The sequence below is a fragment of the Bradyrhizobium arachidis genome, from assembly GCF_024758505.1.
Lineage (GTDB): Bacteria > Pseudomonadota > Alphaproteobacteria > Rhizobiales > Xanthobacteraceae > Bradyrhizobium > Bradyrhizobium manausense_C.
Genome location: NZ_CP077970.1, coordinates 8,594,067 through 8,606,259 on the forward strand (window position 1 = coordinate 8,594,067; position 12,193 = coordinate 8,606,259).

Sequence of the window (12,193 nt, forward strand, 5' to 3'; positions counted from 1 at the left end):
CGCTGTCATTCCGGGACGCGCCTCTTTGGCGTGGACCCGGAATCCATTCATCCGCAGCGCCTGTTGCCCGATGGATTCCGGGTTCGCGCTATCGCGCGCCCCGGAATGACGAGGAGGTTACGTCGGCTTCACCGGCGCCGGCGGCCCATGCATCTCGGCTTCCGTCTTTGCCTGCGGCTCCCGATCGCCCGCCAGCATGCGCTGCACGGAGACGAAGAACACCGGCACCATCAGCAGCGCCAAAATCACGACGGCAATCATGCCGCCCATCACGGTGGTGCCGAGCGATTGCTGGCTGGCGCCGCCGGCGCCGTGGGCGATCGCCATCGGCAGCACGCCGCAGATGAAGGCAAGGCCGGTCATCAGGATCGGGCGGAAGCGCAGACGGCAGGCTTCGATGGTGGCTTCCAGCAGCGGCTTGCCTTCCTTTCGCAGATCCTTGGCGAATTCGATGATCAGGATGGCGTCCTTTGCCGCGAGGCCGATGATGGTGATGAGGCCGACGGTGAAGTAGACGTCGTTCGGCAAGCCGCGCAGCATCGCCGCGATGACAGCGCCGGTGACGCCGAGCGGCACGGTGAGCAGCACCGCGAGCGGAATGGTCCAGCTCTCGTAGAGCGCGGCCAGACACAGGAACACCACGAAGATCGACAGCGCCAGCAGGAACGGCGCCTGCGAGCCCGACAGCTTTTCCTGCAGCGACTGCCCGGTCCATTCATAGCCAAAGCCGCGCGGCAGGCGGCCCGCGAGCCGCTCCATCTCGGCGATCGCATCGCCCGAGGTGAAGCCGGGCTTGGCCTCGCCGGAGATACGCACCGCCGGATAATAGTTGAAGCCGGCGATCTGCGTCGGACCGCGCGACCATTCGATCGAAGCGAACGAGGAGAACGGCACGAGCTGGCCGCGGCTGTTCTTGACGTTGTAGTTGAGAATGTCCTCGGTGCGCATGCGGTCGGCGCGGTCGGCCTGCACCACCACGCGCTGCATGCGCCCGCGGTTCGGGAAGTCGTTGATGTAGTTCGAGCCGAGATTGGTCGAGATCGTGTTGTTGATGTCCTCGAAGGTGACGCCGAAGGCGCCGGCCTTTTCGCGGTCGATCATGAGATTGACCTGCGGCGCTTCAGGCAGACCCTCGATATAGACCTTCTGCAGCACCGGGCTGGCATTCGCCTCCGCGATCAACTGATCGGCGGCGCGCATCAAGGCCGGATAGCCCTTCTGGCCACGGTCCTGGAGACGGAAGCTGAAGCCCGAGGAGTTACCGAGATTGTCGATCGGCGGCGGCTGCAGCGCCGTGATTTTTGCGTCGCTAACCGATGACAGATCGCGATTGATATCGCCAACGATCGCAGCCGCCGATTCCTTCGGGCCGCGCTCCGACCAGTCCTTCAGTGTGATGAAGGCCTGCGCGGTGTTCATGCCCTGGCCGGAGAAGCTGAAGCCGGTGAGGAAGGTGACCTCGTCGACGCCGGGTTTCTGCAGCAGATATTTTTCGACCTTCTCGATCACGGATTCGGTGCGCGGGTAGGAGGAATCAGACGGCGTCTGCACGTCGGTGGTGATAAAGCCCTGGTCGTCGATCGGCAGGAAGCCGCCGGGCAGGCTGACAAAGCCCCAGGAGAGGCCGACGAGCAGCGCGGCATAGACCAGCATCAGGCGCCCGGTGCGCTTCAGCGAGAAGCCGACGGTTTTGGAATAGCCCTCCTTGCCGCCTTCGAGCATGCGGTTGAACCAGCCGAACACGCCCTTTTTGGCATGGCCGTGACCTGCAGTGACGGGCTTGAGCAGCGTCGCGCAGAGCGCAGGGGTCAGCGACAGCGCGAGGAACGCCGAGAAGCCGATCGCGGCAACCATGGTGACGGAGAACTGGCGGTAGATGATGCCGACCGAGCCGGGGAAGAACGCCATCGGCACGAACACCGCCATCAAGACCAGCGTGATGCCGATGATGGCGCCGGTGATCTGCGACATCGCCTTGCGCGTCGCCTCCTTCGGCGGCAGCCCCTCCTCCGCCATGATGCGCTCGACGTTTTCGACCACGACGATGGCGTCGTCGACGAGGATGCCAACCGCGAGCACCATGCCGAACATGGAGAGCATGTTGATGGAGTAGCCGGCGAGCAGCAGCGTGCTGCAGGCGCCGAGCAGCGCCACCGGCACGACGATGGTCGGAATGATGGTGTAGCGGATGTTCTGCAAGAACAGGAACATCACCACGAACACCAGCACGACAGCTTCGACCAGCGTCATCAGCACCTTCTTGATCGAGGCTTCGACCACGGGCGTGATGTTGTAGGGGATCTCGTATTTGATGTTGGCGGGGAAGAAGCGCGACAGCTCCTTCATCTTGGCTTCGACGGCGCTTGCGGTCGCAAGCGCGTTGCCGGTCGGTGACATCAGCACCGAGAGGCCCGCAGTCGGCTTGCCGTTGAGGCGCGTGTTGAACTGATAGCTGAGGCCGCCGACCTCGACGCGCGCGACGTCGCGCAGGCGGACGGTCGAACCGTCGGCATTGGCGCGCAGGGTGATGGCGCCGAACTCGTCCGGGGACGCCAACTGGCCCTTGACCAGCACCAGCGCCGAGACGCGCTGGCCCTTGGCCGAGGGCTCCGCGCCGATGCTGCCCGAGGCGACCTGCGCGTTCTGGGCGGTGATCGCCTTGTTGACGTCGTCGACCGTCAACCCGTAGCCGACGAGCTTTGCCGGATCGATCCAGACGCGCAAGGATCGCTCGGTCGAATACAGCGTAGCGCGGCCGACGCCGGGGATGCGGCGGATTTCGCCGAGCACGTTGCGGATCATGAAGTCGCCGAGCCCGACCTCGTCCAGGCTGCCGTCGGTCGAATTCAGGGTGATGATCTGGAGCACGGCGCTCGAGGCTTCCTCGATCAAGATGCCCTGCTGGATCACCGCGCGCGGCAGGCGCGCCTCGACGCGCTTGATGCGGTTCTGCACCTCGACGGAGGCGTCGTTGGTGGAGGTGCCCGGCACGAAATTGGCGATGATCTCGACCTGGCCGAGCGAATCGCTGGTCGATTCGAAGTTGAGGATGCCGGAGGCGCCGTTCAACTCCTCCTCGATCAGCCGCGTGACGCTGTTATAGAGGTTTTCCGGCGACGCGCCGGGATAGCTGGTCGAGATCGAGATCGAGGGCGGCGCGATGATCGGATATTGCGCGATCGGCAATAACGGGATCGAGATCGCGCCGATCAAGCAGATGAACAGCGCGACGACCCAGGCAAAGATCGGCCTGTCGATGAAGAAGCTCGGCATGGCCGTTACCGGATGGTTTGCGCGTGCTGGGTGTCGGCAGCCGCGTCGGCCTCGGCCCAGGATTGCGGCTTGACCTTGTCACCGGCCGCGAACTTCTGGAACCCTTCGACCACGACCTTGTCGCCGGCCTTCAGCCCGTCGGTGACGAACCAGTGGCCGTCCTGCACCGAGCCGGTGCGCACCGGCTGAACGGCGATGCGGTTGTCGTCCTTGACGACGAACACCTCGCTGCCGCCGCCGCCATTGCGCTGGATCGCCTGCTGCGGCACCGCTATTGCGTCGGCGTCGAGGCCCTGGTCGATGCGGACGCGGACATACATGCCGGGCAGCAGCTCGCGCTTCGGGTTGCGGAACTCGCCGCGCAGCGTCACCTGCCCGGTATGGGCATCGACCTTGGCGTCGGAGAACAAGAGCTTGCCATTGAGCGAATAGAGCGTGTTGTCGTCGAGCACGAGGCGCACCTTGGCGGCATCGGCCTCGATGCGCTCGAGATCGCCGCTCTCGAAGGCGCGGCGGAGCTGATTCATCTCGGTCACCGACTGGGTGAAGTCGGCATAGATCGGGTCGAGCTGCTGGACGGTGGCAAGATTGGTCTCGTTCTGCACGACGAGCGCGCCTTCGCTGACCAGCGCGGCGCCGACCACGCCGTCGATCGGGGCCCGCACCGTCGCGTAATCGAGATTGAGCTTTGCACGCGCGAGTTCCGCCTTGCGTCCCTCGACCTCGGCATGGGCCTGGCGCTCGCTTGCGACCGCCTTCTCGTTCTCGGCTTCGGGCGCGGCGCGCTGGCTGGTGAGCAGGGCGACGCGGCGCGCCTGCTGCTGGGCCTGCTGGAACACAGCCTCGGCCTTGGCGACCGCAGCCTCGTTGGCCATCACCTCGACTTCGAACGGACGCGGATCGATGCGATAGAGCGGCTCGCCGGCCTTCACTTCGCTGCCCTGGCGGAACAGGCGCTCGACCACAATGCCTGATACGCGCGGTCGCACCTCGGCGACGCGCGTCGGCGCGATACGGCCGGGCAATTCGCGCACCACGGCGCGCGCCTGCGGCTTGACCACGACGATGCTGACATCGGGTTCAGGGGCTTGCGCGGCGGAGATTGCGGAACTGGATTCGTCGCAAGCTCCAAGGAGCGGCGCAAAGGCCGCGAGCATCACTGCGACGCATGCCGATCGCGCACGAAGTCCTGACATGGAGTGGATTGCCCCCAATGGTTGTTGCAAACGGAATCACGCTCCGCACGGCTGCCTTTTCAGGTGATTCCGTGCGGCTGATAGGGCCAAAATAGGTCAGTCTTATTGCGATGCAACGCGCAACGTAGGCGGCCCAATGTCACAGAAGCTATCGCACTGAGTGTAGGACCTTTTTCCGGACTCACCGGATTGTGAGTCCGGTTCCATCCTGCGCGACAGAACAACGCAATTGAGATTGAGTCACAGAGCATGCGCTCATGAAGGCGGCAGACGAATTCAGCTTTCGAGGGCGTTTGTGAAACTCAGTCGGAGCATTTCCCCTGTTCCTTTGTGAAACTCGGTGGACGCATGTAGTAAATGTCCCACTCTGCTTCGTCCGTCTGCTGGAAGCCGTGTCGTTGATAGAAGCGGTTCGATTCGCTGCCACGCAATGCGCCTAGCCGGATGGACATGCGCTGCGAATCGGCATCTGCGAATATCTGTCGAAGCACTGCTGCTCCGATTCCCTTTCCCTGATGTTCGGGCACGATGTACAGGTGGTCCAGGTGCCAGTGGTCCTCCTGAGGGCGAACCAAGACAAAGCCCACTCGGACACCATCGGCTTCGATGAAGCGGCACAGCGCTGGGTCAAAAGACGCCAAAAAACGATCCCGCGCACGCTCTGGGTTAAAGCGTCCGACACGCTCAAGGCTCTCGCGCATCGCGGCGATGCGAATGGCCACCAGAAGATCAGCGTCGGACTGCGTCGTCGGAGAGAAGGTCAGATTCACCGGAAAGCCGTAATGTCGCGCCCGAAGACATTATCGAGCATAGCTGGCCCACGCTACCCCGCCGCCTTCATCCGGTAGTGGCTGACGCCCCATTCGGTTCCATCGGCGTAGCCGAACAGGCCGGACGTTGCGAGGAAGAACCAGCGCCAGCGCCGCATCCACAATGCGGTCTCGTTGCCGTAGACGTTGCGCAAGGTGGCCTCGATCCGGTCGCGGCGTGCATCGAAATTGGCGAGCCAGTCGTTCGCGGTGCGCTGATAATGCGTGCCGCTCCAGCACCATTCCTTCTCGATCTCGAACAGGTCGCCATACTGCCGGACGAGGTGATGGCTCGGCATCACGCCACCGGTGAAAAAGTGCTGTGCGATCCAGTCCGCAGCGTCGGCCCGGTCGAACAGATAGGAGCCGGCGCGATGGGTGAAGATGTGCATGAAGAAGCGGCCGTCCGGATTGAGCCATGAGCGCACCCGCGTCATCAGCTTGCGCCAGTTCATCATGTGCTCGAACATCTCGATCGACACGATGCGGTCGAACTGGCCGTCGGGCGCAAACACGTTCATGTCTGCGGTGACGACGCGCAAATTCTTCAGGCCGCGCAGCCGCGCCTCCTCCTCGACATATTCGCGCTGCGAATGCGAGTTCGACACGGCGAGGATCTGCGCCTGCGGGAACAGCCGCGCCATCCACAGCGAGAGCGAACCCCAGCCGCAGCCGAGTTCGAGAATGGTCTGCCCGTCGGCGAGGTCGGCGTGCTCGACGGTCTGGCGCAGCGCCTCCTCCTCGGCCTCCTGAAGCGTGGTCGCATCCGTCTTGTAGAAGCAGGACGAGTATTTGCGGTTGGGACCGAGCACGTCGGCGAAGAAGGACGCGGGCACCTCGTAGTGCTGGGTGTTGGCGTCATCGGCGTGCTCGGCGATCGGCCGCAGCATCATCGCGCCGGCAAAGGCGGCATCACCGGCAGCGCTGCCGGCCGACAGGCGCGTCGCCGTGCGCGAGCACAGACGCTGGATCGCCGCGCGGATCACCAGATCCGGCAACGGCACGCGTTCGGCAGTCCCGATGATCGTGGAGACGACGCTCATGCGGCTACTCCCTCCTTGGGTGGTAAGGTTCTGGGTGGCAAAGGAAAGAACATGCTGGTTCGTGCCTGATAGGCGCGGTAGCGCTCGCCGCGCGAGCGCAGCATCTGCGCCTCCAGCGGCGGAATGCCCGTCACGTGGACCAGGATCCAGTACATGAAGACCGGCGCGAGCAGGCTCGCCCAGCCCCAGGCATAGCCGGCCGACAGCGCGATCACGGGATAGGCGAGCCAGGACAGCCATTCGAAGAAGTAGTTCGGGTGCCGCGACCAGCGCCACAGGCCGACATCGCAGACGCGGCCCTTGTTGGCGCCATCGTGCCGGAACCGCGTGAGCTGGGCGTCCGCCAGCGCCTCGCCCAAAATGCCGATCAGCAGGATCGCGGCGCCCAAGAAATCCTGAACGCGCAAGGCAGGCTCAGGGACGTGCGCGGCGACGAAGATCGCAAACACTGGCGGCACCGAGCCGAGCGCCTGGTTCTGGAGGAATATGAACATCCGCCGCGGCGCGTTCAGCCCCCATGCCCTGGCAAAGTCGGCATAGCGCGGATCATCCGTGATGCCTGATGTGCGGATCGCGATGTGGGTGCCGAGCCGGAGCGACCACAGCATCACCAGGGCTGCAACGAGCCATTGCCGCGCATTCGGTCCCGCGCCCGCGACCGGCCACAGGGCGCCCCCGGCGCCGACCAGCCCAACCGCGAAGGTCCAGATGGTGTCCACCCAGCCTGAATTGCCGGTCCGCTCTCGCACGACCCAGGCGAGCGCCATCAGAACAGCCAGCGACAGCGCGATAGCGGCAAGAGCACCGAGATACGTCGTCGTCATGCAAAAATTCCGACCTAAGCCCAAGGAAACGGAGGAGGAACGCCGAAGTTTTGCAATATACGTCAGGCTTCAAAGCGCGGTTTCAGCTTTGGGTTCCCCCGCCCCTTGCCGAAATCGGCCAACCTCGCCGCTTTTTTCCGGCTGGCGCTGTGCCATAGTGCCAAAACGCCCGCCTGACGCTTCGTAATGGATGACATCGGCCATGCCGCCTGGGACTTCGCCCCGCTCCCCCATGGAGATCGAGCTCACAAAACTGTCCTCCCCCAGCGTGTTCCTGGTTCGGATGCTGGTCTTCCTGGTGCTCTGCTCACTGGTGGGGGTCGTGCTCTACAAGCAGATCATCGTCGCCTTCTTCGCCAATCCGGGCCTTAACGCCCTGATCGGGGGTGTGCTGTTCATCGGCATCATCCTGGCCTTCCGGCAGGTGATCCGGCTCTACCCGGAGGTCTCCTGGGTCAATAATTTCCGGATCGCCGATCCCGGTCTTGCCCCCGCCCGCCACCCGAAACTGCTGGCGCCTATGGCGGCGATCCTCGGCGGCGAGCGTTCCGGGCGGATGTCGATTTCGCAGACGACCATGCGGCACCTGCTCGATTCGATCGCGACCCGCCTCGACGAGGCCCGCGACATCTCGCGCTATATGACGGGGTTGCTGGTGTTCCTCGGCCTGCTCGGCACATTCTGGGGCCTGATCGAGACGGTCGGCTCGGTCGGCAAGGTGATCGACGGACTGAAGGTCGGCGGCGATGCCGGCGCCCTGTTCGATACGCTCAAGGAAGGCCTCGCCGCCCCGCTCGGCGGCATGGGCATCTCGTTCTCGAGCTCGCTGTTCGGTCTCGCCGGTTCCCTGATCCTCGGCTTCCTCGATCTGCAGTCGAGCCAGGCCCAAAACCGGTTCTACACCGACCTCGAAGACTGGCTCGCCACCACGGTGCGCGAATATGGCCGTGGCGAAGCGACCGGTGGCGGGGCTGGCCTTGCCTCCGGCGAGCTGCAGGCGGCGGTCGAGCGGCTGCGCGGGGTGCTCGAGGAGGGCAGCGCCAGCCGCGGCACGACGGCGGCGATGGCAAACCTTGCGGAAGCCATCCAGGCGCTGGTCCAGCATATGCGGACCGAGCAGCAGATGATCCGCGAATGGGCCGACGGCCAGGGCGAGCAGAACCGCGAGATCCGCCGCCTGCTCGAACGCCTCGCGCGCCAACCCGAGAAGAGTTGATCAAAAAAATCTGAGAGGCCACCATGGCTCTTGCCCGCAGCCGCCGCAGCGACGGCCCCTTCAACTACTGGCCCGGATTCGTCGACGCGCTGTCGACGCTGGTGCTGTCGATCGTGTTCCTGCTCTCGGTCTTCCTGGTCGTGCAGTTCTTCCTGTCGCAGGAGGTCACGGGCAAGGACAAGGCGCTGGAGGCGCTCAACGCCAGGATCGCGCAGCTCACCGAGATGCTGTCGCTGGAAAAGCTCGGCAAGCTCTCACTCGACGACCAGGTCTCACAATTGAAGGCCGGACTCGTTTCGGCCGAGAGCGAGCGCGACCGCCTGAAGGGCCTCTATGAAGGCCTCGCCAATGCCGGCAACGACGCGCAAGGCAAGGCGTCCGAGCTCACCAAGGCGCTGGATTCGGAGAAGTCGGTCTCGGCGCGGGCGCTCGCGCAGATCGAGGTGCTGAACCAGCAGATCAGCGCGCTACGCCGGCAACTCGCCGCGCTGGAAGAGGCGCTCAATGCCTCCGAAAAACGCGACAAGGAATCGCAGAGCCGGATCGCCGATCTCGGTTCTCGCTTGAACGTTGCGTTGGCGCAGCGGGTGCAGGAATTGTCGCGCTATCGCTCCGAATTCTTCGGCCGCCTGCGCGCCATTCTCGGCAACCGGCCGGACATCCGCATCGTCGGCGACCGCTTCGTGTTCCAGTCCGAAGTGTTCTTCGACACCGGGCAGGCGACGCTGTTGCCCGAGGGCCGCGCCGAGCTCGATACGCTCGCAACCGCCCTGATCGAGCTCGACAAGAAGATCCCGGCCGAGATCGCCTGGGTGCTGCGCGTCGACGGCCACACCGATATCCGCCCCGTCACCGGGATAAACTTCAAGTCGAACTGGGACCTGTCGGCGGCGCGCGCGATCTCGGTGGTGCAGTACCTGGTCTCGCTCGGCGTGCCGGCGCAGCGCCTGGTCGCCGCCGGCTTTGGCGAATTCCAGCCGCTCGATACCGGCAACACCGAAGAAGCCTACAAGCGCAACCGCCGCATCGAGCTGAAGCTGACGGAACGGTAGTGGCTTCCCTTATGGCAGTCATTCCGGGGCGATGCGAAGCATCGAACCCGGAATCTCGAGGTTCCGGGTCTGGTGCTTGCGCACCATCCCGGAATGACGGTGTAACTCAATGAGCACCCACATCCGCCCCTACGCGGCCGCCGACGAGGCGGCCGCGATCGACGTCTGGCATCGCACCTGGCAACAGGCCTATCCGCAGATCGACTTTGCGGCGCGGCTCGACTGGTGGCGCGAACGCTGGCGCAAGGAGCTGGTGCCGAAGGCCGAGATCGCGGTCGCGGAGCTGGACGGCACGCTGATCGGCTTCGTCACCATCGACGGCGAAGGCTACCTCGATCAGCTCGTGGTCGCGCCGGAGCATTGGGGCTCCGACGCCGCGCGGCTGCTGGTGGACGAAGCCAAGCGCCTCTCACCCGGCGGCATCACGCTGCTCGTCAACAAGGACAACGCCCGCGCCATCCGCTTCTACGAGCGCAACGGGTTTGCCCATGCGGGCGATGACGTCAATCCGACCTCGGGGCGGCCGGTGCTGAAGATGGCGTGGAAGCCGTAGGGGTGGAAGCCGTAGCCGTTGCAGCCGGCCCCACACTCCGCTGTCATGCTCCGGCTTGACCGGGGCATCCAGTACGCCGCGGCTTCTCCGTATCCCATTACTGCCTCTGGAATACTGGATCACCCGCCTTCGCGGGTGATGACGCCTGAGAACGGGGAAGCAGGCGAGCTCTCACGCCCCTTCGAACTGCAACCGTGCCAGCCGTGCATAGAGCCCGTTCGCCGCAACCAGCTCGGCATGCGTACCCTGCTCGACGATCCTGCCCTGGTCCATCACCAGGATGCGGTCGCAGGACAGCACGGTCGCGAGGCGGTGCGCGATCACGATGGTGGTGCGGTGGCTCATCAGCTCTTCCAGCGCGGTCTGCACCAGCGTCTCGCTTTCCGCATCCAGCGACGAGGTCGCCTCGTCCAGCAGCAGGAGCGGCGCGTCGCGCAAAATGGCGCGCGCAATCGCGATGCGCTGGCGCTGGCCGCCTGACAGCGTCACGCCACGCTCGCCGAGCGGCGCTTCAAAACCCTCGGGCAGGCGGCGGATGAATTCGGCGGCATGCGCGAGCTCGGCGGCACGCTCGACCTCGGCATCGGTCGCATCGGGCCGGCCGAAGCGGATGTTTTCGCGCGCGGTCGCGGCGAACACCACGGATTCCTGCGGCACCAGCGCGATGCGGGCGCGTAGCTCGCGCGGATCGGCCGATTTGAGGGGCACGCCGTCGAGCGAGATCGCGCCCGTCGTGGGATCGTAGAAGCGCAACAGAAGATGAAACAGCGTGCTCTTGCCGGCGCCGGAGGGGCCGACGATCGCGACCTTCTCGCCGGGGCGCACCGCGAGCGACACGGCATCGAGCACGTTGACATCGGGCCGCGCCGGATAGGCGAAGGAGACCTTCTCAAAGCCGACCTCGCCGCGCGCAGGCGACGGCAGCGCGCGTGGCGCAGCCGGCACGGTGATCTCGGGCTGGACATGCAAAATCTCGAACAGGCGTTCGGCAGCACCTGATGCCGCCGAGACCTCGCCCCAGACTTCGCTGAGCTGGCCGAGGCCGGCGGCCGCAAACGCCGCGTAAAGCACGAACTGGCCGAGCCGGCCCGGCGTGATGCTTCCGGTGAGCACGTCATGCGAACCGATCCAGAGGATCGCGACCACGCTCGAGAACACGATGAAGATGATGATGGCCGTGAGCACCGCACGGGCCTGCGTCGAGGTGCGCGCCGCCTCATAGGCTTGCTCGACCTCGCCACCAAAACGGCGCTGTGCAAAAGCTTCGCTGGTATAGGCCTGCACGGTGCGGATCGCGCCGACCAGCTCGGACGCATAGGCCGAGGCGTCGGCGAGCGTGTCCTGCGCGTTGCGCGACAGCCGCCGCACCCAGCGCCCGAAGGCAACCAGCGGCAGCACGATGAGGGGAATGGCGAGCAGCACGAAGCCGGACAGACGCGGGCTCGTGATCACCATCATCGCCACCGCGCCAAAAAACATCATCAGATTGCGCAGCGCGATCGAGACGGAAGCTCCGACCGCGGACTTGATCTGGGTGGTGTCGGCGGTGAGCCGCGAGACCAGCTCGCCGCTGCGCGCGGAATCGAAGAATTTTGGCGACAGCGACAACAAATGGGCGAACACGTCGCGCCGGAGATCGGCGACGATGCGCTCGCCGATCGTCATCACGAGGTAGTAGCGCGCGGCACTGGCGAGAGCGAGCACCGCGACCACGGCGATCATGACCGAGAAGTAGCTGTTGATCAGCGCGATGCCTTCCGGCGTCAGGCCGAAATCGATCATGCGCCTGACCGCGACCGGCACGAGCAGCGTCGTCAGCGCCGCAATCGTCAGCGCGATGAAGGCGAGCATGGCGCGGCCGCGATAGCGGGCGACATAGGGCGCAAGCGCGAGCAGCGGCCGCAGTCGCGCGCGCCCCTTGGCCGGTTCCCTGGCCGGCTGCTCGATCAACTCGGCTTCGATCGAGGGGGTTTCGGCGGGCTTGGTCGCGCCCTTGTCGCGATAGCCATCGTCAAGCCGTTCCACAGCGCTCATGAGCTCAAGACCCAAAGGATGAAGTCCGCTCCCAATAGGCCGGTGAAAGGGGAGTGGCAAATCCGGGGTGTCCCTTAGGGGCTCCCCCGGTTTTACCGGCCGCCAATGGCTTGTTTTGGGGGGCTTCGTGGGGTATAGAGCCGCCCAAATCCGTCATTCGATAGCCACTCAAGATGAGGCGCCGGGGCGCCGA

Annotated in this window: 9 protein-coding genes; 3 read left to right on the plus strand and 6 right to left on the minus strand. The window is 65.0% G+C overall.

Annotation, left to right across the window (positions count from 1 at the left end; all coding sequences use genetic code 11):
- Window positions 1-117 precede the first annotated feature (117 nt).
- The 5 genes from KUF59_RS40025 to KUF59_RS40045 form a co-directional block, all read right to left on the minus strand.
- A complete protein-coding gene (locus KUF59_RS40025; RefSeq protein ID WP_212456784.1) occupies window positions 118-3,273 on the minus strand; it encodes a multidrug efflux RND transporter permease subunit in 3,156 nt (1,051 codons plus the stop codon).
- Window positions 3,274-3,278: 5 nt separating this feature from the next.
- Window positions 3,279-4,469, minus strand: a complete 1,191-nt coding sequence (locus KUF59_RS40030; protein ID WP_212456785.1) for an efflux RND transporter periplasmic adaptor subunit — start codon at window positions 4,467-4,469, stop codon at window positions 3,279-3,281.
- 302 nt (window positions 4,470-4,771) lie between these two features.
- Window positions 4,772-5,239 (minus strand): GNAT family N-acetyltransferase, encoded by a 468-nt coding sequence (locus tag KUF59_RS40035; protein ID WP_212456786.1) that lies wholly within the window; start codon window positions 5,237-5,239, stop codon window positions 4,772-4,774.
- Between the two features lie 53 nt (window positions 5,240-5,292).
- The gene (locus KUF59_RS40040; protein WP_212456787.1) at window positions 5,293-6,321 is read right to left on the minus strand and encodes an SAM-dependent methyltransferase; all 1,029 of its coding nucleotides are present in this window, start codon (window positions 6,319-6,321) and stop codon (window positions 5,293-5,295) included.
- Window positions 6,318-7,145, minus strand: a complete 828-nt coding sequence (locus tag KUF59_RS40045; RefSeq protein ID WP_212456788.1) for a DUF1295 domain-containing protein — start codon at window positions 7,143-7,145, stop codon at window positions 6,318-6,320. The genes KUF59_RS40040 and KUF59_RS40045 overlap by 4 nt, the downstream gene beginning before the upstream one ends.
- A 202-nt stretch (window positions 7,146-7,347) precedes the next feature.
- Here KUF59_RS40045 and KUF59_RS40050 point away from each other — a divergent pair, with 202 nt between their 5' ends.
- The 3 genes from KUF59_RS40050 to KUF59_RS40060 all read left to right on the plus strand — a co-directional run bounded on the left by KUF59_RS40050 (window position 7,348) and on the right by KUF59_RS40060 (window position 9,966).
- Window positions 7,348-8,361 carry a flagellar motor protein MotA gene (locus KUF59_RS40050; protein WP_212456789.1) on the plus strand — a complete coding sequence of 338 codons (1,014 nt, stop codon included), beginning with the start codon at window positions 7,348-7,350 and terminating at the stop codon, window positions 8,359-8,361.
- A 23-nt stretch (window positions 8,362-8,384) separates the two neighbouring features.
- Window positions 8,385-9,413, plus strand: coding sequence for a peptidoglycan -binding protein (locus KUF59_RS40055; RefSeq protein WP_212456790.1), 1,029 nt, complete (start codon window positions 8,385-8,387; stop codon window positions 9,411-9,413).
- A 109-nt stretch (window positions 9,414-9,522) separates the two neighbouring features.
- Window positions 9,523-9,966, plus strand: a complete 444-nt coding sequence (locus tag KUF59_RS40060; protein ID WP_212456791.1) for a GNAT family N-acetyltransferase — start codon at window positions 9,523-9,525, stop codon at window positions 9,964-9,966.
- 171 nt (window positions 9,967-10,137) lie between these two features.
- Here KUF59_RS40060 and KUF59_RS40065 read toward each other — a convergent pair whose 3' ends face one another.
- Window positions 10,138-12,000, minus strand: coding sequence for an ABC transporter ATP-binding protein/permease (locus KUF59_RS40065; RefSeq protein ID WP_212456792.1), 1,863 nt, complete (start codon window positions 11,998-12,000; stop codon window positions 10,138-10,140).
- Window positions 12,001-12,193: the final 193 nt, after the last annotated feature.

What these genes read in the sequence shown, in the direction of transcription:
- KUF59_RS40025 (WP_212456784.1), bottom strand. Translation starts at nt 3,273, where the DNA reads ATGCCGAGCTTCTTCATCGACAGGCCGATCTTTGCCTGGGTCGTCGCG.
- KUF59_RS40030 (WP_212456785.1), bottom strand. Translation starts at nt 4,469, where the DNA reads ATGTCAGGACTTCGTGCGCGATCGGCATGCGTCGCAGTGATGCTCGCG.
- KUF59_RS40040 (WP_212456787.1), bottom strand. Translation starts at nt 6,321, where the DNA reads ATGAGCGTCGTCTCCACGATCATCGGGACTGCCGAACGCGTGCCGTTG.
- KUF59_RS40045 (WP_212456788.1), bottom strand. Translation starts at nt 7,145, where the DNA reads ATGACGACGACGTATCTCGGTGCTCTTGCCGCTATCGCGCTGTCGCTG.
- KUF59_RS40050 (WP_212456789.1), top strand. Translation starts at nt 7,348, where the DNA reads ATGCCGCCTGGGACTTCGCCCCGCTCCCCCATGGAGATCGAGCTCACA.
- KUF59_RS40055 (WP_212456790.1), top strand. Translation starts at nt 8,385, where the DNA reads ATGGCTCTTGCCCGCAGCCGCCGCAGCGACGGCCCCTTCAACTACTGG.
- KUF59_RS40060 (WP_212456791.1), top strand. Translation starts at nt 9,523, where the DNA reads ATGAGCACCCACATCCGCCCCTACGCGGCCGCCGACGAGGCGGCCGCG.
- KUF59_RS40065 (WP_212456792.1), bottom strand. Translation starts at nt 12,000, where the DNA reads ATGAGCGCTGTGGAACGGCTTGACGATGGCTATCGCGACAAGGGCGCG.